The sequence below is a fragment of the Aeromonas sp. NJAU223 genome (assembly GCF_051125555.1).
Classification (GTDB): Bacteria; Pseudomonadota; Gammaproteobacteria; order Enterobacterales; family Aeromonadaceae; genus Aeromonas; species Aeromonas veronii_G.
Genome location: NZ_CP144204.1, coordinates 3982649 through 4000761 on the forward strand (window position 1 = coordinate 3982649; position 18113 = coordinate 4000761).

16 protein-coding genes and 1 tRNA gene are annotated in these 18113 nt (G+C 59.8%); 11 read left to right on the forward strand and 6 right to left on the reverse strand.

What is annotated here, in order from left to right; genetic code table 11:
- Position 1 precedes the first annotated feature (1 nt).
- The 5 genes from VZC39_RS18295 to VZC39_RS18315 are packed head-to-tail and all read left to right on the forward strand — an operon-like array spanning position 2 to position 4169.
- Positions 2-424, forward strand: a complete 423-nt coding sequence (locus VZC39_RS18295) for a tail fiber assembly protein (protein WP_434664391.1) — start codon at positions 2-4, stop codon at positions 422-424.
- Complete coding sequence (locus VZC39_RS18300; protein ID WP_434664392.1) at positions 421-1302, forward strand: hypothetical protein; 882 nt, start codon at positions 421-423, stop codon at positions 1300-1302. The genes VZC39_RS18295 and VZC39_RS18300 overlap by 4 nt, the downstream gene beginning before the upstream one ends.
- Positions 1299-1850 (forward strand): hypothetical protein, encoded by a 552-nt coding sequence (locus VZC39_RS18305; protein ID WP_434664393.1) that lies wholly within the window; start codon positions 1299-1301, stop codon positions 1848-1850. The genes VZC39_RS18300 and VZC39_RS18305 overlap by 4 nt, the downstream gene beginning before the upstream one ends.
- Positions 1847-3460: a hypothetical protein gene (locus VZC39_RS18310; protein ID WP_434664394.1), complete on the forward strand. Its 1614-nt coding sequence runs from the start codon at positions 1847-1849 to the stop codon at positions 3458-3460. The genes VZC39_RS18305 and VZC39_RS18310 overlap by 4 nt, the downstream gene beginning before the upstream one ends.
- A gap of 10 nt (positions 3461-3470) precedes the next feature.
- Entirely contained in the window at positions 3471-4169 is a 699-nt protein-coding gene (locus VZC39_RS18315; protein WP_434664396.1) for a phage virion morphogenesis protein, read from the forward strand.
- Between the two features lie 753 nt (positions 4170-4922).
- On the opposite strand, the gene VZC39_RS18320 is transcribed toward VZC39_RS18315, so the two are convergent.
- From VZC39_RS18320 to VZC39_RS18335, 4 genes are all read right to left on the reverse strand, one after another.
- The gene (locus VZC39_RS18320) at positions 4923-5924 is read right to left on the reverse strand and encodes a type II toxin-antitoxin system PemK/MazF family toxin (RefSeq protein ID WP_434664398.1); all 1002 of its coding nucleotides are present in this window, start codon (positions 5922-5924) and stop codon (positions 4923-4925) included.
- A gap of 568 nt (positions 5925-6492) precedes the next feature.
- Positions 6493-6846, reverse strand: coding sequence for a hypothetical protein (locus tag VZC39_RS18325; protein WP_124252049.1), 354 nt, complete (start codon positions 6844-6846; stop codon positions 6493-6495).
- A gap of 91 nt (positions 6847-6937) precedes the next feature.
- Positions 6938-7222: an ADP-ribosyl-(dinitrogen reductase) hydrolase gene (locus tag VZC39_RS18330; protein ID WP_124252050.1), complete on the reverse strand. Its 285-nt coding sequence runs from the start codon at positions 7220-7222 to the stop codon at positions 6938-6940.
- 200 nt (positions 7223-7422) lie between these two features.
- Positions 7423-7507: transfer RNA gene (locus tag VZC39_RS18335), tRNA-Leu, on the reverse strand.
- Positions 7508-7650: 143 nt separating this feature from the next.
- Here VZC39_RS18335 and VZC39_RS18340 point away from each other — a divergent pair.
- A complete protein-coding gene (locus tag VZC39_RS18340; protein ID WP_434664400.1) occupies positions 7651-8169 on the forward strand; it encodes an RDD family protein in 519 nt (172 codons plus the stop codon).
- Positions 8170-8410: 241 nt separating this feature from the next.
- Here the strand turns inward: VZC39_RS18340 and lptG are convergent, their stop codons facing one another.
- A complete protein-coding gene (lptG, locus tag VZC39_RS18345) occupies positions 8411-9481 on the reverse strand; it encodes an LPS export ABC transporter permease LptG (RefSeq protein ID WP_434664401.1) in 1071 nt (356 codons plus the stop codon).
- Positions 9482-9506: 25 nt separating this feature from the next.
- Positions 9507-10619 carry an LPS export ABC transporter permease LptF gene (lptF, locus tag VZC39_RS18350; RefSeq protein WP_434664402.1) on the reverse strand — a complete coding sequence of 371 codons (1113 nt, stop codon included), beginning with the start codon at positions 10617-10619 and terminating at the stop codon, positions 9507-9509.
- Positions 10620-10791: 172 nt separating this feature from the next.
- Between lptF and pepA the strand changes: the two genes are divergently transcribed.
- The 5 genes from pepA to VZC39_RS18375 all read left to right on the forward strand — a co-directional run bounded on the left by pepA (position 10792) and on the right by VZC39_RS18375 (position 18054).
- Entirely contained in the window at positions 10792-12303 is a 1512-nt protein-coding gene (pepA, locus tag VZC39_RS18355) for a leucyl aminopeptidase (protein ID WP_349919791.1), read from the forward strand.
- 154 nt (positions 12304-12457) lie between these two features.
- Positions 12458-12910: a DNA polymerase III subunit chi gene (locus tag VZC39_RS18360; protein WP_349919792.1), complete on the forward strand. Its 453-nt coding sequence runs from the start codon at positions 12458-12460 to the stop codon at positions 12908-12910.
- A 62-nt stretch (positions 12911-12972) separates the two neighbouring features.
- Positions 12973-15825 carry a valine--tRNA ligase gene (locus tag VZC39_RS18365; protein ID WP_434664404.1) on the forward strand — a complete coding sequence of 951 codons (2853 nt, stop codon included), beginning with the start codon at positions 12973-12975 and terminating at the stop codon, positions 15823-15825.
- Positions 15826-16077: 252 nt separating this feature from the next.
- Positions 16078-17370 (forward strand): hemolysin family protein, encoded by a 1293-nt coding sequence (locus VZC39_RS18370; protein WP_434664405.1) that lies wholly within the window; start codon positions 16078-16080, stop codon positions 17368-17370.
- An 18-nt stretch (positions 17371-17388) separates the two neighbouring features.
- Positions 17389-18054: a DedA family protein gene (locus VZC39_RS18375; RefSeq protein ID WP_349919798.1), complete on the forward strand. Its 666-nt coding sequence runs from the start codon at positions 17389-17391 to the stop codon at positions 18052-18054.
- Positions 18055-18113: the final 59 nt, after the last annotated feature.

The window sequence follows — 18113 nt, forward strand, 5'->3', positions numbered from 1 at the left end:
CATGACGTTCGAAATTATCCAGGCACGCAATGTCACTGCTCATCCCGACCAGAAAGACGAACTGAACATGGAAGTGCTGTTCTCCCACCTGCAGGAGTTTGTCCCCTTCACTGCCAGCCGCAATGACTGCGAGGAACACGGTCGCGAGCTCTACAGCCGCGCCATGTTCGGCGAGTTTGGCGACATCAGGGAGCTTGTCCTGCCGCCCCCCACCGAGGCCGAGCAGCGGGCCCACATCGATGCACTACTCAAGCAGGCCGCAGCAGCCATGGCCCCACTGGAGGATGCCGACAAGCTGGGCATCATCAGCGAGGCCGAACGCGAGCAGCTCACCGCCTGGCAGCGCTACCGGGTTGCCCTCTACCGCTTGCCACAAAGCAACGGCTGGCCCGCCGAAGTCACTTGGCCAGAGGCCCCGCAATGAGTTGGACACAAGGCCAGCTGACCTGGCCAGCCAATACCGCCAGCCTGCACACCCGCGCCCAAGGCGTGCTGGGTCAGATCCCAGCCACCCAAGGCAGCGCCATGGCGCGCCTGCAGGCGCTGGCCAGTCGCGCCCAGTACCCGCGCCACCCGCTCGGCGAGACCGCTGCCGCGCTGGCCGGCCTGCGCGCCGAGCTCGACCAGCTGCTGGTCACCGGCCGCTGCCTCACCGTCACCCCCTACCAGCACGGGGTCGGCCAGCAGCAGGGCCAGCAGTTCAGCCTGGCCGCCCCCAATGCCGTCGCCACCCTGGCCGCCAAGCTGCAGGATGGGGCGGATCTCTTGCTGCCCACCGGGCAACTGCATGCCCTCGTCTGGCTGGCCACCGGCAACAGCGCCGAAGATCTGGCCCGCCAGCTGGCCATCCTCTGCGCCCTGCTGCCACTGCCGGAGTGGTGCGCCACCCTGCGCCGTCTAACGGCCAACAACGACGCCATGAGCCAGCCCACGGCGGCCAAGGTGCCGCGCTGGCGCGCCGATGAGCCGCTGAGCTGGGCACCGCTGCGCCCTGCTCGCCTGGCGCTGGGGGCAGAGTTCTCCCAGCTGGAGAGCCTGGCCCGGGACAGCCAGACCCCGATCGCCAAGCTGCAGGGGCTGGCGAAGCGCCGTGCCGACCGGCTGGCGACCCTCGCCGAGACGCTGGCCGCGCTGGGCACCCTCTCCGGCACCCTCTGGCACTGGCAAGGCCAAGGAGATGCAGCCAGCCTCGCCACCCAGCTCGGCCAAAGCGCCCCACCGGATCACAGCCATAGCATGACGGTCGGCGCCCTGCTGCTCTCCCCCTCCCCGCTCACCTTCTGGCAGGAGTTAACCCCATGAGCCAAGCCATGCTGACCCTCGATGGCGAGCCCATCATCATGAAGTCGATGCGGGTGTCCGCATCGATGCAGTTTCAGGACAAGGACCAGAGCGGCCAGACCAGCTCGACCAGCAGCGCCGAACAGGGGGCCAAAGCCAAGGAGCTCGACATCTCCGGCCTCATCCCGTTCAAGGATGAGCAGATGCTGAGCCGGCTGTTTGAGCTGGCAGACGCCAAAGGGAACGGCGGCAAGCGCCACGTCTACCGGATCGGGTCGCTGCTCGCCAAGTCGGTGAAGGTACGCCAGGCCAAGTTCGCCGGCCGCATCACCGCCAGCGAACAAGAGGGGCTGCTGGCCTGGCAGGTGCAGTTCACCCTGAAGGAGTTCAACTCGGTACCGGAGAAGCGTGAAGCCCGTTTACCTGGTAGCCCCGCCAACCTTGGCAAAGGCTCCACCGGCACCACGGCGGCCAAGGGCGGCCAGGGCCAAACCGGCGATGAGAAGCTATCCAAGGGGGAGGCTTTCTTCAAGAAACTGGACGACAAACTGGGGGATGTTCTGGCATGAAGTTGACCACCCGTCTGACTATCAATGACCAACCGGCTCACCTGGTCGAGCACGACATCATGCTTGACCTCAACGCCGGCGGCCGGGCTGCCCTGACCGCCCAGGGCGAGGTGCAAAAAGGCCAACCGATCACCATTGATGTCGGTTACAACAACGAGCTGCGCCGCTGGTTCACCGGTTACGTGTTCGATGTGCAGCCAGCGGCGGCGGGATCTGTGCAACTGCTTTGCCGAGAGCTGGCTGGCGTGCTGGCCGGTCGCCTCCCCGTCAGCATGCAGCATGCCACCCTGCGCAATCTGCTAGCCTGGCTCAGCACCGAGACCGGTCTGGTGTTCATGCTACCAGCCACGGCTGACTATGCAGACCGCCCGATCCCCAACTTCACCAGCGCCGGCACCGGTTACCAGTTGCTGGAGAACGCCGGCCGTGCCTTCGAGGTACCCGACTTTGTCTGGTACCAGCAACCCGATGGCGACATCTTCGTGGGGAGCTACGCCGATTGCCGCTGGCATGGCCGTGAGGTGGAGATTGACCCGGCCTGGACTAACCGCCAGGCGGGCAACCTTATCACCTTGTCACCGGTACCGGCCATGCGCCCCGGGGCGACCGTCAACGGCAAGCGGGTCACCCGGGTACGACTCAAAGGGGATGACATGACCCTGACCACCGTCACCCCGGGTAAAGTCAGCAAGTCGCTGGAGCGGCGCAAGATCGAAGGGGAGTTCCCGGAGCTCGCCGACAACATGCACCTGCCCAAGTTCGGGCGGGTTGAGGCCATCAGCGACCAGGCCCGCGCTGGCCAGCTCAACGATCCATTCCGCCCTCGCTATGCGGTGGATGTGCAACTGCTGGGTGAGGATGGCCAACCGGACAAGGCAGCCCCGCTATATCGGGCCGTACCGCTGCCGGTGCAGCTTGGCGGGCAGGAGCAGGGCCTGCTGCAGTTCCCCCTTGAAGGGACGCTGGTTGAACTGGGGTTCGCCTTCGGGCGGGCCGACCGGCCCTTTATCCGCACGGTGCTCGGTAGTGGCTGGGCCCTGCCGGACATCGCCCCGGGCGAGCAACTACAACAGCAACGGGCAGAGGTGTTCAGCCGCACCGACACCGTGGGCAACCTCTCCCGCCACACCGACCGGCGCCTGCACGACCACGCTCTGCAGATGCACCACCAGAGTGACGACTACCTGGGAGAACATGGCCAGCATCACCTGCAGGTGGCCCAACACAGCATCGAGGAGGTGGGCGGGTTCAAGCTTATCGAGGCGCTGGGCGCCATCGAGCTGCTGACCGGCGACGATCTCACCCTGGGAAGTCTGGGCAACCTGAGCCAGACCACGGCAGGGGATCTGGTCGAGGTGGTGGGCCAACTGCGCCGAGCGGTTGCAGGCGAGCTGCAGCACCTGGAGGCGCCCCGTTCGTGGATGGGTACAGAAGGCGTGAACATCTTCCGACTGCTGCTACAACTGATGAACGTGGTGGAACAGCTGGCGACAGCCACCGCCAGCCACACCCACGGCAGTGGGCCAGCTCCTGGCAACAGCGAGGCCATAACCGGACATGGCCAACAGGCCAAGCAGCTGGCCAGCCAGCTCTCTCCCATCATCGAATAGAGGTGTGCAGATGATTTCACTCACCATCAATCAGGGCTCCATGCTCAATCTGCTGGAACGCCTGAATGCTGCGTCTCTGCCACCGGCGAAACGTCGGCGCATCACCCAGCAGATAGGCCGCGAGGTGGCCAAGGTGAACCGCCAGCGCATCAGAGCCGGTAAAGCCCCAGATGGCACAAAGTGGGCGCCAACCAAGAGCAAACGCAAGCACAAGCGGCTCACAGGACTCTCCAAGCGTCTGCGCTCTCGCGGTACCGAAGACGCGGCCATCATCGACTTTGACTCCCGCTTTGCGGGGATGATCGCCAATCAGCAGCACCAGGGGATGTCACAGTCATTCACAGCTGCGCCCCCTAAGCCTGCACAACCGAGGAAATCAGAGCGGGACAAGAAGAAAGAACCGTTCAAACCAACGGACAGCCCTTGCACCCGCAGCCAGGCGCAGCGCCTGCGTGCGCTAGGGTACAAGGTGCTATCAGACCGGGGCGCTCGTCGTCGCTACCGCAAGCCCTCTCTCAAGTGGATACGGGGACATGTCAGTGTTACCCGGGCGGCCATCCTGATCAGAACCATCACTGGAGAGACCAGGAAGAACCGCTGGACGGTAGAGACCCCCGCCCGCCCCATGCTGCCCCAGGCAAACAACGACGAACTGCTGGCTATCGCAGCCAAGGCATTCAAGAAGATGGGATGGGGCACAGGCCAGTAACCCGCCGACCATCACACCGCACACGACAGCGACGCACCAGCGTCGCTTTTTTGTGGCCAGCCCCCGGCCCTGCAGCCCAGGCGCGACGGAGGAAACGCGCCGCTCACGGAATCCGCACTCCTCCCCCCCCACCTTCGCGGTAAAAATGTGGCGTTTTTTGCACAAATAAAATGGTGCAAATTCATCGTCTAACCCACGCCGTGGCGGGGTTCTTGGGGGGAGTTCAGAATTTCACAAAAATGCATTTTGTGATCGTTTTTCAAAACAACGATCACGCAAGATCTCGGCAAAGGAAAAGGTAAGTAATTGATAAGCAACGGGGATGACTATTTTTCGTGAGGATCTGGGGTAGCGGGCTGGAGCGGGTATGACCACTGGAGCGAAACGACAAAGCCTTGCGGGGCGCGGCTTGGCAGGCTGTTTTGGCAAAGATCCAAAATTTCACGAGTGAACATTTTCGGAATCCTTATACACCGGCCTGAAAAGCAATGTAACTGACAACAACCCCTAAGGCTAAGGGTTGCCCCCTACAAATGATACGAGGTATCGAACATGTAACGAGCATGATGGTGAATGTAAAAAGGCCCCTCTTAAGAGGGGCCTTTTGATATCTGGTTTACATAAACGGCTGGGCTACTTAAAGCGTCGCAAGGCTGGAAGCCGTTCCAATTGCCTTGCCGTATGAATCTAATGTAGTCTCGTTTGGCTTTCTCGTCAACACTATTTGCGCAAGATTGATAGCATCATCGTTTTTCAAGCCGGTAAAAGAGTACGGAATGCTATCACTTCGTTCTCAATGTACTGGTCGAGTTCTTCACCGTTAAGTTCTCTATGACACCCTCGATACATGTCCCAAAGAAGTTCTTTGTAGATGTTAAGCTTGTCCCTCTCAGCTAGAAGTAACCTCAGTTGTTGCTCGAGCTCTTCCTTCTCTCTCTCTTGTTCTTGCTGTCTAAGTAGATGTGTCTGCTTTTCAAGCCGAAGAGTATTTCGTTCTTTTCTAACCTGGGTATAGTCGCCAATCCCTACAGCTGACGAGAGTGCAACCTCAAGCTTCTTCATATCATCAGGTGTTAACTGACTTGGATAGCTCACATTTCGCTTAACGTGTTTTCTAGCATGATCAATCGACTTTGGAGGTAGTATCCTGGCTGGAGAGATCGTCTGAAGCATCCCACAAAGGACATAGCTATGTTTAGCCGGATCGTTGTAATCGACTAACCGTTGAAGCGATTCCGCACTAACTTCAAATGAAGTTGGATCTGGCGAAGACGGAACCCTAGAGGTGATGGGGACAACTTGGACACGATCACGGTTTGCTTTGATAACGACGGCTAACCGCCTTTTGTGCATTTCCCCTTTCTTGGCTTGATCTGGATAGCGTTTATTTGACCGATGCTCTCCAGTGACCTTCCTCACTGAATGGATGTATCCAAACTCAACCTCTACAAGAGTTCCTTTCCTTACAGATACCGACATGAGGCGTGCTCGACCACTGATGATCGTCTTCAAAAGATACTCTTCATCCAACGTTTGCACTCTCGGGCGAAGCATTACAATTGCATCTGTGAAAGACGTATGTACAACACCAGTCACTTCCCACCGATACTCTCTCTGCCCATCAAATTTCTTCGTGATGGTCATCGCATGATCAGAAAAATTAGCGTCAGGGAACAAAACCTCGCTTACACCTGATGAAGACTCTTCGCCAAGAACAGCCCCCGAGCCATCATCAAGCATGTAAGTTGTTTTCATTATTGTTGGCATTCGTTCAAAACCTATCTGCGAGGGATACAAATGCGGCATATTCTATCACTACCAACTCGGACTCGCAGTAATCCCAGATAGAATTATCAGCATCTCACGTAACTCATTACATGAAGCTAACCGAAGATTCCCATAAAATAAAAAACCCTAGCTATAGCTAGGGTTTCTACTGTTGATGTCACCAATAACATGGCCAGGGAATAGCGCCGCATGAACTTAGTAACATCAGACAGCGAGGCATCATACCTATATCAGGCCATCAGCCACAATTCACCTCGACAGATAGTCCCATTATTAATGAAGAACCCCCAGCGAGTACCAGGGCGTCTGCGTCTGATTTTCTCAGTGTGGTCAATATGTGGGCAAAGTAAAAAACAAATTCTTTTGTTTCATATGGTTATGAATGATTTACAAAAACACCCCGAGGTACCCTCATGGTCATGCGAATGCTCAGTCGTGGGCAATATGTGGCAACCAAAGACAAAAACAACAACAAAAACAATTATTTAAATACATAAAAAAGGAGGCCTGAGCCTCCTTCTTACTTGTCAAGCCATCACGCTCTTTTCAGTTGCGCTTCTGCTGCTTCCATCTCTCTAGCTAACTGCTCTTCTTTGCGCTGAGTAGCCAGCACTTCAGTTGCAATTCTTTTCATCTCGCAATCTACAAACCGAGTGAGAGCCTGTCGAACCAACGGTTGGTAACCGATACCATTAAGCTCCGCAATTGTTTTCAAATTCTCAATCAGCCCTTTCTGCAGCCTGATTGAGATTGGCTGCAGAGACAGAGCTTCGTTAATCAGCTCGTCGGTAGAGTGGTTAGATACAGCTACATACTGTTCGTCGGTGCCCAGAACCCCCGCGTCCCAGGCTTCTTCTGTGCCTAGAATCTTCTCTTGGTGGGTGCTCATAGAATTGATCCCTCGCATGTTTATATTTACCGCCGCAGACTTCGGCGTACATCTCTTTTTTAGCTCACGCCCATGTCTTATGGGAGCCAAATCAAACGGCGTATTTATTGTAGATGCCAATCTCAATCTGATTGGCTGCGTATGCAGTTTTGATGTGAATGTCGCCGTTTCTACGCATAAAACAGACCTTAAGCTTAATGCCTCGATCCGTCTCAGCAATAAACCACTCTGTCGGAGGGTTGGTTTGGTGATCTTCTCGGGTATCGATCAGAAACCCCTTCTCTCTGTTTGCGAAAGCTTCAATGACCTCGCTCTCTTCAACACAGTGCTTTACCTTTAGCTTAGCCCTGACAGCCGCTGATACGATAAGTGCCAAACCAGCCCCCATGCATTTACGTTGTATATACAGCGTATATCGCTAGGATTCTCACGTCAACATGATCCGAAGCAATGAAAGGGGAAACTGGGAGCTCAATCAGAAAAAGGCATGCTCTCGCTGCCGCCATTCTGTCGCCACTTGGCAATAGAAAAACAAAAGGCCATCCCTGAGGATGGCCTTAAGTCATTGAATTCTAATGGTGCCCGGGGTCGGACTCGAACCGACACGTCTTGCAACGGCGGATTTTGAATCCGCTGCGTCTACCGATTTCGCCACCCGGGCAACTGCGAGGGATTATACGAATGGCGTTTGGGCATGCAAGGTGTTTTTCTCTCGCCCATTGTTGTTTGCTCATTTATTCAACGCCTTGCCGATGCATGACCAGTTACATAGAATGCCCGCATCGTATTAATGGAATAAACACCATGGTCAAGCGCAAGACAATCACCCCTCTTCAACCTCCGCCCCAGCACAAGTACCCGTCGGCTGGCTTGCTGCGCCGCCTGGGCGCCCTGCTCTATGACTATCTGGTGGTCATCTCCTTGCTCATCATCGCGGGCTTCATCGGCATGGGGGTCGCCTACCTGCTGCTGGCCACCGGCGTGACCACCGTGCCCGAGGGCAAGGACGCGGCCTGGCTGCTGACCAGCCCGCTCTACAGCGCCTGGCTGGCCCTGGTGATCTGCGGTTTCTACACCTGGTTCTGGACCCGCGCCGGCCAGACCATCGGCATGCGTGCCTGGCGCCTGCGCATCCAGAACCTGGATGGCAGCAACATCCGCATCACCCAGGCCCTGATCCGGCTCGGCACCGCCGCCTTCGGGCTCGGCAACCTGCTGTGCGTGTTCAACCGGGAGCGGCCCCGCGCCTTCCAGGACATCTGGGCGGAGTGCGAGGTGGTGGTACTCGGCAAGCAGGACAACCTGGATCAGCTGAACAAGTAAGGCGGTTGGCCTGCAAGTGGGGATCCTCCCCCCTCAACGCCTATCAAGCAAAAAGGGCCCGGCGGGCCCTTTTCGCTGTTTGATGCGCCGACACAGGCCACAGCACGCCAAAACAAAAGGACCCGGTGGGTCCTTTTGTTTTCCTGTCCCGCACTCAGCGAGCGCGACTCAAAACATAACAGGCTGGGGGCAGGCGATCTCAGCATAAACCGGCACCGCAGCCCATTCTCACCTCATGTCGCTACTGCTTGCGGCTCAGGATATAGAAGGAAATACCGCCAAACAGCAGGCTGGGCGCCACTGCCGCCAGTATGGGAGGCACCGCATAGACCAGGCTCACCGGGCCGAACACCCGATCGCTCACATAGACGGCGAAGCCGGTCATGATCCCCATCAGCATCCGCGCCCCCATGCTCACCGAGCGCAGGGGACCGAAGATGAAGGAGGAGGCGAGCAGTATCATGGCGACCACCGAGAGCGGTGACAGCAGCTTGCGCCACATCTCCAGCTTGTAACGACCGGCGTCCTGCTTGTTGGCATCCAGATAGCCGATGTAATCCCGCAGCCCGGCGATGGGCAGGTTTTCCGGGTCGACGCTGACCACCCCCAGCTGCTTGGGGGTCAGCTCCGAGCTCCACGCCATCTGGGCAAGCTGCTCGTCCTGGATCTGCTTGGGGTCGTCGAAGCGGGTGATGTGTACCTGCTTGAGCAGCCAGTGGTGCTGCTCGAACACCCCCTCCTCCGCCTGGATCACATCGATGAGGTTGCGCGACGGGGTGAACCGGTACAGGGTGATGCCGGTCAGGGCGCCATCATTGCGTACCCCGTTGATATTGACGAAGTTGTTGCCATCCCGGGCCCAGACCCCGTAGGCCGAGACCGTCAACCGCCCTTCGGACATGGCCCCCGCCTTGATGTCATCGGCCATTCGCTTGGCGACCGGGGCCACGTACTCCCCCATCAGCCCCACCAGCAACATCAGCGGGATCGCCGTCTTGAGCGCCGCCATCACGATGCTGATCTTGGAGCGGCCCGCCGCCTGCATCACCACCAGCTCCGAGGTGGTCGCCAGCTGGCCGAGGCCGATGAGGCCGCCGAGCAGGGCCGCCAGCGGGAAGAAGAGCACCGCCTCTTTCGGCATGGAGAGCACCACGAAATAGAGGGCGTTGAGCATGTCGTAGTTGCCCTCCCCGACCGCCTTGAGCTGCTCCACATACTTGATGAGCGCCGCCAGCCCGACCAGGGTCAGCTCGCACAGCAGGATCGACATGAAGATGACCCGGCCGATGTATCTATCGAGAATGCCAAACATCAGCAGTAATTCCTATGTTGCAGCATCATGCTGATTTGCCTTTGAAAAAGTGGCCTTTCACCCCGTTCCACCAACTGGTGCCCTGCAAGTTGAGCGGCAGGCCGATCAGCAGCAGATAAGCCAGCGGCACCAGGAACATGCCGGGCCAATGGGGCAGTCGTCCGCTGTCGATGGCCGAGCGGGCAGCGCTCAGCAGCAGGAAATAGGAGAGATAGAGCAAGATGGCGGGCAGCAGCTTGGCATAGCGACCCTGACGCGGGTTGACCCGGGCAAGGGGCACCACCAGGAAGGTGAGCACCAGGATGGAGAGCGGCAGCGACAGGCGCCACTGCAATTCGGCCATCAGCTGATTGTCCTGGGTACCGAGAAGCTCCATGGTCGGCTTGGCCGCCGCCTTGCGGTTGGAGCGCTCCATCTCCTGCTGGCGGATCACCAGGCTGTATTCGCTGAATTCGGAGACCTGGAACTTCTTGCCGGTGAACTGGCCCTCGTAGCGGGAGCCATCGATCAGGGTCAGCCACTGCAGACCGTTGCTGTCGGCGGTCACATGGCCTTCGCTCGCCACCACCACGGAGGGGGGTGAGGTGCCTTCTGCCCGCTGCAGCACGAAGATCTTCTGCAGCTCGGAGCCCTTGTCGTTCAGATCCTGGATGTAGGCGACCAGCCGCCCCTTGTCGAGCTCCATGAAGCGACCCGCCTGCAGGAAGGAGATGCCGGGATCCGCCTTGAACTCGTCGATCACCTGATACTCACGCTCCTTGGCCTGGGGAGCGACCCAGCCGGTGTTGAAGGCCGCCACGGCGGCGGTCAGCAGGGCCAGCACCAGGGCGCTGCGCATCACGAAACGGTGGCTGAAGCCCACCGCGTGCATCACCGTCATCTCGCTTTCGGCATACAGGCGACCGTGCGCAAACAGAATGGCTAAAAACAGGCTGATGGGCAGCATCAACAACGCCATGTTGGGCAGGTTGAGCAGCAGCAGGGTGGAGACCAGGCGTGTCGGCACCTCGCCATCGGCGGCGTCACCGATGATCTGGATGAATTGCTGGCTGACGAAGATAAGCAGCAGTACGAATAACACCGCCAGCTGGGTTTTCAGGGTTTCCCTGAACAAATATCGGAAAACGATCACAGTCATTCCCAAGTAAACTTGTGTTTTTAGTCGAATGCCTGAAAAATAGGGCCCTATATTGGATTTTTACCAGTTTGAACTGCGGAGCCTGTGGCTGTTCGCTCCGCCTCTGATACCCCAACAAGCACCGCATTATTCAATAATTGGTGCCTTTTGTCTTTAGGATGTAGGAGATTCCATGGAGTTCAGTGTAAAGAGTGGCAGTCCTGAGAAGCAACGCAGTGCCTGCGTGGTGGTCGGCGTGTTTGAACCCCGCCGTCTCTCTCCGGTTGCCGAACAACTGGACAAGATCAGCGACGGCTACCTCAGCTCGCTGCTGCGCCGCGGCGATCTGGAAGGCAAACCAGGCCAGATGCTGTTGCTGCATCAAGTACCGGGCGTGCTCAGCGAGCGCGTGCTGCTGGTCGGTTGTGGCAAGGAGCGGGAACTCGACGAACGCCAGTACAAGCAGATCATCAACAAGACCATCACCACCCTGAACGAGACCGGATCCATGGAGGCCGTCTGCTTCCTGACCGAGTTGCACGTCAAGGGCCGTGATACCTACTGGAAGGTGCGTCAGGCGGTGGAAACCACCAAGGCGGGCCTCTACAGCTTCGATCAGTTCAAGACCAACAAGGCCGAGCCACGCCGCCCCCTGCGCAAGCTGGTGTTCAACGTGCCGACCCGTCGGGAACTGACCATAGGCGAGCGCGCCATCACCCACGGCCTGGCCGTGGCGAAAGGGGTGCGCGTCTGCCGCGACGTGGCGAACATGCCGCCCAACGTCTGCAACCCGGCCTACCTCGCCTCCCAGGCCCGTCGTCTGGCGGATGCCTATGACAACATCAGCACCAAGGTGATCGGCGAGCAGGAGATGGCCGAACTTGGCATGAACTCCTATCTGGCGGTGGCCCGCGGCTCCGAGAATGAAGCCATGATGGCCATCATCGAGTACAAGGGCAACGGCGATGCCAAGCCCGTGGTACTGGTGGGCAAGGGGCTGACCTTCGACTCCGGCGGCATCTCCATCAAGCCGGCCGACGGCATGGACGAGATGAAGTACGACATGGGTGGCGCCGCCTCCGTGCTCGGCACCATGCACGCCCTCGCCCAGTTGCAACTGCCCATCAACGTCATCGGCGTGCTGGCGGGGTGCGAGAACATGCCGGGGGGCAACGCCTATCGTCCCGGTGATATCCTCACCACCATGTCCGGCCAGACCGTCGAGGTGCTCAACACCGACGCGGAAGGGCGCCTGGTGCTGTGCGATGCCCTGACCTACGTGGACCGTTACGATCCCGAGACCGTCATCGACGTGGCCACCCTGACCGGTGCCTGCATCATCGCCCTGGGTCACCACACTTCGGGCCTGTTGGCAAACCACAACCCGCTGGCCCACGAGCTGCTGAACGCCTCCGAGCAGGCCGGCGATCGCGCCTGGCGCCTGCCCCTCTTTGAGGAGTATCAGGAGCAGCTGGAAAGCCCGTTTGCCGACATGGCCAACATCGGCGGTCGGCCGGCCGGCACCATCACCGCCGCCGCCTTCCTGTCGCGCTTCACCAAGAAGTACAACTGGGCCCACCTGGATATCGCCGGGACCGCCTGGAAGAGCGGAAAGGAGAAAGGCTCCACCGGTCGTCCGGTGCCCCTGCTGACCCAGTTCCTGCTCAACCGGGCCGGTGTGGCGGACGTCGAAGACAAGGAATAAGCCTTCTCTTCGGATGTCCCATCGGGAGAGTGGTATCACAAGGAAGAGGCTCGCCTCTTCCTTGTTTCATTGAGAACATTGGGAAACCGCGCACGGCACGGCACCCCAGAAGACGGCCAACTGCTGTCCGTCACAGCCAAACGGGACTGACCTGATGAGCCAAGTGACCTTTTACCTGATGAACGAGCAGGATGACGAGCGCGGCAGCGCCTGCGAACGTCTCGCCTGCCAACTGGCAGCCGATGGCTGGAGTGCGGGGCATATCTACCTGCTGTGCCGCGACGAAACCCAGGCCCAGCGTCTGGATGAGCTGCTCTGGCAGTTGCCAACCGATCGCTTCGTGCCCCATCAGTTGCAGGGGGAGGCCGGGCAGGCCCCGGTGGAGATTGGTCATCAGCCGCCGAAGCGGCGCTACGCCCGTCTCATCAACCTGACCGAGCAGACACCTTTGTTTGCAGGACACTTCGCTCAAGTGGTAGATTTTGTCCCCACTGACGAAACGCAAAAGCAGCAAGCCCGCGAGCGCTACAAGCACTATCGCCAGGCAGGCCATACCCTCGAGATGAGGGATCAGCCCGCTGCCGCACCGGATCCGGCGCAGCCCTGACGGCCGCCCCCGCAGATCCCGAATCCATTCACACCAGCATCCATCCAGAATACGGCGAGACCATGGAAAAGACCTTCAATCACAACGCCATCGAACAGGCGCTCTACCAGCACTGGGAATCCCAGGGTTACTTCAAGCCCCACGGTGACACCAGCAAAGACTCCTTCTGCATCATGATCCCGCCGCCGAACGTCACCGGCAGCCTGCACATGGGTCACGCCTTCCAGCAGACCCTGATGGACACCCTGATCCGCTACAACCGCATGCAGGGCAAGAACACCCTGTGGCAGGCGGGCTGTGACCACGCGGGTATCGCCACCCAGATGGTGGTGGAACGCAAGATCGCCGCCGAAGAGGGCAAGACCCGTCACGACTACGGTCGCGACGCCTTCATCGACAAGATCTGGCAGTGGAAGGAAGAGTCCGGTGGCACCATCACCCGCCAGATGCGCCGTCTCGGCGACTCCGTGGACTGGGAACGCGAGCGTTTCACCATGGATCCGGGTCTGTCTGACGCCGTGCAGGAAGTGTTCGTACGCCTGTACGAAGATGGCCTGATGTACCGTGGCAAGCGCCTGGTGAACTGGGATCCCAAGCTCAACACCGCCATCTCCGATTTGGAAGTAGAAAACCGCGAGATCAAGGGCCACATGTGGCACCTGCGCTACCCGCTGGCGAACGGTGCCAAGACCGCCGAAGGTCAGGATCACCTGATCGTCGCCACCACCCGCCCGGAGACCATGCTGGGTGACACCGCCGTCGCCGTGAACCCGGAAGATCCGCGCTATAAGGCCCTGATCGGCCAGCACATCCTGCTGCCGCTGACCAACCGTCTGATCCCCATCGTCGCCGATGAACACGCCGACATGGAGAAGGGCACCGGCTGCGTGAAGATCACCCCGGCTCACGACTTCAACGACAACGAAGTCGGCAAGCGCCACAACCTGCCGATGATCAACATCTTCACCCTGGACGCCCACGTGCGTACCGAGGCCGAAGTGGTCGACAGCAACGGCAACCCGAGCACCGCCTATGACGCCGCTTTGCCGAGCGAGTTCGCCGGTCTCGAGCGCTTCGCCGCCCGCAAGGCCATCCTGGCCAAGCTGGACGAACTGGGCCTCTTGGCCGAGACCAAGGATCACGTGCTGCAACAGCCCTACGGCGATCGCGGTGGCGTGCCCATCGAGCCCATGCTGACCGACCAGTGGTACGTGCGCGTGGCCCCCATGGCCAAGACCGCCATCGAGGCGGTGGAAGATGGCCGCATCCAGTTCGTGCCCAAGCAGTACGAGAACATGTACTTCTCCTGGATGCGCGACATTCAGGACTGGTGCGTCTCCCGTCAGCTGTGGTGGGGTCACCGCATCCCGGCCTGGTATGACGAGGCTGGCAAGGTCTACGTCGGGCGCGACGAGGCCGAGGTGCGCGCCAAGCACAACATCCCGTCCGTGACCGTGCTGCGTCAGGACGAAGACGTGCTGGACACCTGGTTCAGCTCCGCCCTGTGGACCTTCTCCACCCTGGGCTGGCCGAACAACACCGAGGCGCTCAAGACCTTCCACCCCACCGACGTGCTGATGAGCGGCTTTGACATCATCTTCTTCTGGATTGCCCGGATGATCATGATGACCATGCACTTCATCAAGGACGAGGACGGCACCCCGCAAGTCCCGTTCAAGACCGTCTACATCACCGGCCTCATCCGGGATGAAGAGGGCCAGAAGATGTCCAAGTCCAAGGGCAACGTGCTGGATCCCCTCGACATGATCGACGGCATATCTCTGCCGGACCTGCTGGAGAAGCGCACCGGCAACATGATGCAGCCGCAGATGGCCGAGAAGATCGCCAAGCGTACCGCCAAGCAGTTCCCGGAAGGGATCGACGCGCACGGCACCGACGCCCTGCGCTTCACCCTGGCGGCGCTGGCCTCCACTGGCCGTGACATCAACTGGGACATGAAGCGCCTGGATGGCTACAACAACTTCTGCAACAAGCTGTGGAACGCCTCCCGCTACGTGCTGATGAACACCGAAGAGCAGGATTGTGGCCTGAATGGCGGCGAGATGCAGTTCAGCCTGGCGGATCGCTGGATCCAGTCCCAGCTGCAGGTCGCCATCCGTGACTTCCGCACCGCCCTCGATACCTACCGCTTCGACATGGCGGCCGGCATCCTGTACGAATTTATCTGGAACCAGTTCTGCGACTGGTATCTGGAGCTGACCAAGCCGGTCCTCGGCAAGGGCTCGGAAGCCGAACAGCGCGCCACCCGCCACACCCTGGTGAACGTGCTGGAAACCCTGCTGCGCCTGGCGCACCCCATCATCCCCTTCATCACCGAAACCATCTGGAAGTCGGTGGCCCCGCTGGCGGGCGTGCATGCAGACACCATCATGCTGCAGGCCTTCCCGGAGTTCGACGGCGCCAAGCTGGACGAGACCGCCATGGCGGATCAGGAGTGGGTGAAGGAGTTCATCGTCAGCATCCGCAACATCCGTGCCGAGATGAACGTGGCGCCGAGCGTGGGGCTGAACGTGCTGCTCAAATGTGACGCCAAGGATGCCGAGCGTGCCCGGGACAACGAGGCCTTCCTCAAGTCACTGGCCCGTCTGGAGTCCATCCGCGTGCTGGCGGACGGTGAAACCGCGCCGTTGTCGGTGAAGAAGCTGATCGGCGCCACCGAGCTGATGATCCCCATGGCGGGCCTCATCGACAAGGAGGCCGAGCTGGCCCGTCTGGCCAAAGAGCTCGCCAGGCTCACCGGCGAGTGTGCCCGCATCGAAGGCAAGCTCGGCAACGAGGCCTTCGTGGCCAAGGCGCCGGATGCCGTCATCGCCAAGGAGCGCGAGAAGCTGGAAGACTACCGTCTCCAGCTGGTCAAGCTGGAAGCCCAGCAGGCCGAGATCGCCGCCCTCTAAGCGACGCCCATGCCATGCAAGAGCCCCCGTCAATCGGGGGCTTTTTTATGGGCCGCCCGCCGGCGAATGGGGAAAATGCTTCGCACCGTCCGCCCTGCCCCGGCAAAGCGGAGCCAATCAGCCCTTTCTTTTGGCCGTTCCCCCCCAGAAAATTCAAAAATTCACGAGCCAGATCCCCTGCTTTCACAAGCGCATCGCCCGCAAATTCATTACACTGCCAGCGACCTTTTCTATCAGGAGTGCTGTCGCAGTATGGAAATATTGATCCTGCTTGGATTGATTTTGCTCAATGGCGTCTTCGCCATGTCGGAAATTGCCATCGTCACCGCCCGCAAGGCGCGCCTCAGCAAGATGGCCAGCGAGGGCAGCCGCTCCGCCGCCATCGCCCTCAAGCTGGGCGAGAATCCGACCCACTTCCTCTCTGCAGTCCAGATAGGCATCACCAGCATAGGCCTGCTCAACGGTATCTATGGTGAATCCCTGCTGGCCCAGCCCTTCGCACTCTGGTTGCAGGAGTGGGGACTCACCCCCAAGAGCAGCAGCCTGATCGCCACCGTCATCGTGGTGGTGCTGGTGACCTATCTCTCCATCGTGGTGGGGGAACTGGTCCCCAAGCGCCTCGGTCAGCTCAACGCCGAACGCATCGCCTGCCTGGTGGCCCGCCCCATGCTGTGGCTGGCCACCCTGACCCGTCCCTTCGTCTGGCTGCTCTCCGCCTCCACCAACGCCAGCCTGCGCATCCTGCGGGTCGATCAGAGCGGCAGCAACAATGTCACCCAGGAAGAGATCCACGCCATGCTGGTGGAAGGGTCCGAGGCCGGCATCATCGAAGATCACGAGCACACCATGCTGCGCAACGTGTTCCGCCTCGATGAGCGCAGCTTGGCCTCCCTCATGGTGCCCCGCAGTGACATCCACTACATCGACCTCTCCCTGCCGCTGGACGTCAACCTGCAGCGGCTGGTGGAGTATCGCCACGGCTTCTTCCCGGTATGTGACGGCAGCCTGTCGGATCTGGTGGGCATCCTCAACGTCAGCCGGGTACTGCATGCCTACATCAAGGGAGAGCCCATCGATCTGGCCGCCCTGACCCAGGATGGCAGCCTGCTGCCGGAGACCCTCAACGGTCTCGAGCTGCTCAACCACTTCCGTACCCACTCGGAGCACATGGTGCTGGTGGTGGACGAATATGGTGAGTTGCAGGGGCTGGTGACCCAGCAAGATCTGCTGGAAACCCTGGCGGGAGACTTCCAGCAGGAGGGGGGCGAAGACAACTGGGCCTTCCAGCGCGCCGATGGCAGCTGGCTGCTCGACGGCCTCATCCCCCTGCCCGAATTGAAGGATTGTCTGGAGCTGGTACGGCTACCGGAGGAAGAAAAACATCACTATCACACCCTGGGAGGGCTTATCATGCTGCTCCTTGGCCGCCTGCCCCAGACCGGAGACATGGTCACCCTGGAGCAGTGGCAACTGGAAATTGTGGATATGGACGGCCTGCGCATCGACAAGGTGCTCGCCATGCCGCTGACCGACCAACCCAGCTAATCTGCGGAGTTTGCTTGTATGGAGCAGTTTTACCACCTGGCTCACGCCTTCATTAATCAGGATCTGGCGGTGCTGTCCGATCCCAAGATGGTCTTCATGGTCTATGTCGTCCTGCTGACCTTCCTGGTACTGGAAAACGGCTTCATCCCGACCGCCTTCCTGCCGGGAGACACCCTGCTGATCCTGACCGGCGTGCTGATCTATCAGGGGGTGCTGCCCCTGGCCGTCATTCCGCTGCTGATCGTGGCCACCTTCGTCGGCACCTGGCTCGGCTACATGCAGGGACGCTTCCTCGGCCATACCCAGATGTACCACAAGCTGATGTCCCACCTGGAAGACAGGCACAAGGAGAAGGTGCACTACCTGCTCAACAAGTACGGCATCATCACCCTGATCACCGCCCGCTACATCGCCTTCGTGCGCACCGCCTATCCCTATATCGTCGGGGCCAACGAGATCCCACAGGGCCGCTTCCTGGTGGTGAACCTCATCAGCTCCATCATGTGGATCTGCCCCCTGGTGGGTCTGGGCTACTACCTGAGCCACACCAAGCTGGCCGCGCAGTACGAGTCCCAGTTCCTCAGCGTCATCCTCTGTCTGCCGCTGGTGCTGCTGGTGGGCGGCCTGATCGCCATCGTCTGGCGCTGGTGGAGCAAACGTAAGGCCAGCGCCACCAAGCCTTGAGGCAAATCATCAGGGTCGCCGCGAGGCGGCCCTTTTTTATGGAAATAATGACGAAATCC

What these genes read in the sequence shown, in the direction of transcription:
- VZC39_RS18375 (WP_349919798.1), top strand. Translation starts at nt 17,389, where the DNA reads ATGGAGCAGTTTTACCACCTGGCTCACGCCTTCATTAATCAGGATCTG.
- VZC39_RS18325 (WP_124252049.1), bottom strand. Translation starts at nt 6,846, where the DNA reads ATGAGCACCCACCAAGAGAAGATTCTAGGCACAGAAGAAGCCTGGGAC.
- VZC39_RS18295 (WP_434664391.1), top strand. Translation starts at nt 2, where the DNA reads ATGACGTTCGAAATTATCCAGGCACGCAATGTCACTGCTCATCCCGAC.
- lptG (WP_434664401.1), bottom strand. Translation starts at nt 9,481, where the DNA reads ATGTTTGGCATTCTCGATAGATACATCGGCCGGGTCATCTTCATGTCG.
- VZC39_RS18365 (WP_434664404.1), top strand. Translation starts at nt 12,973, where the DNA reads ATGGAAAAGACCTTCAATCACAACGCCATCGAACAGGCGCTCTACCAG.
- pepA (WP_349919791.1), top strand. Translation starts at nt 10,792, where the DNA reads ATGGAGTTCAGTGTAAAGAGTGGCAGTCCTGAGAAGCAACGCAGTGCC.
- VZC39_RS18300 (WP_434664392.1), top strand. Translation starts at nt 421, where the DNA reads ATGAGTTGGACACAAGGCCAGCTGACCTGGCCAGCCAATACCGCCAGC.
- VZC39_RS18305 (WP_434664393.1), top strand. Translation starts at nt 1,299, where the DNA reads ATGAGCCAAGCCATGCTGACCCTCGATGGCGAGCCCATCATCATGAAG.
- VZC39_RS18370 (WP_434664405.1), top strand. Translation starts at nt 16,078, where the DNA reads ATGGAAATATTGATCCTGCTTGGATTGATTTTGCTCAATGGCGTCTTC.
- VZC39_RS18315 (WP_434664396.1), top strand. Translation starts at nt 3,471, where the DNA reads ATGATTTCACTCACCATCAATCAGGGCTCCATGCTCAATCTGCTGGAA.
- lptF (WP_434664402.1), bottom strand. Translation starts at nt 10,619, where the DNA reads ATGACTGTGATCGTTTTCCGATATTTGTTCAGGGAAACCCTGAAAACC.
- VZC39_RS18310 (WP_434664394.1), top strand. Translation starts at nt 1,847, where the DNA reads ATGAAGTTGACCACCCGTCTGACTATCAATGACCAACCGGCTCACCTG.
- VZC39_RS18340 (WP_434664400.1), top strand. Translation starts at nt 7,651, where the DNA reads ATGGTCAAGCGCAAGACAATCACCCCTCTTCAACCTCCGCCCCAGCAC.
- VZC39_RS18360 (WP_349919792.1), top strand. Translation starts at nt 12,458, where the DNA reads ATGAGCCAAGTGACCTTTTACCTGATGAACGAGCAGGATGACGAGCGC.
- VZC39_RS18320 (WP_434664398.1), bottom strand. Translation starts at nt 5,924, where the DNA reads ATGAAAACAACTTACATGCTTGATGATGGCTCGGGGGCTGTTCTTGGC.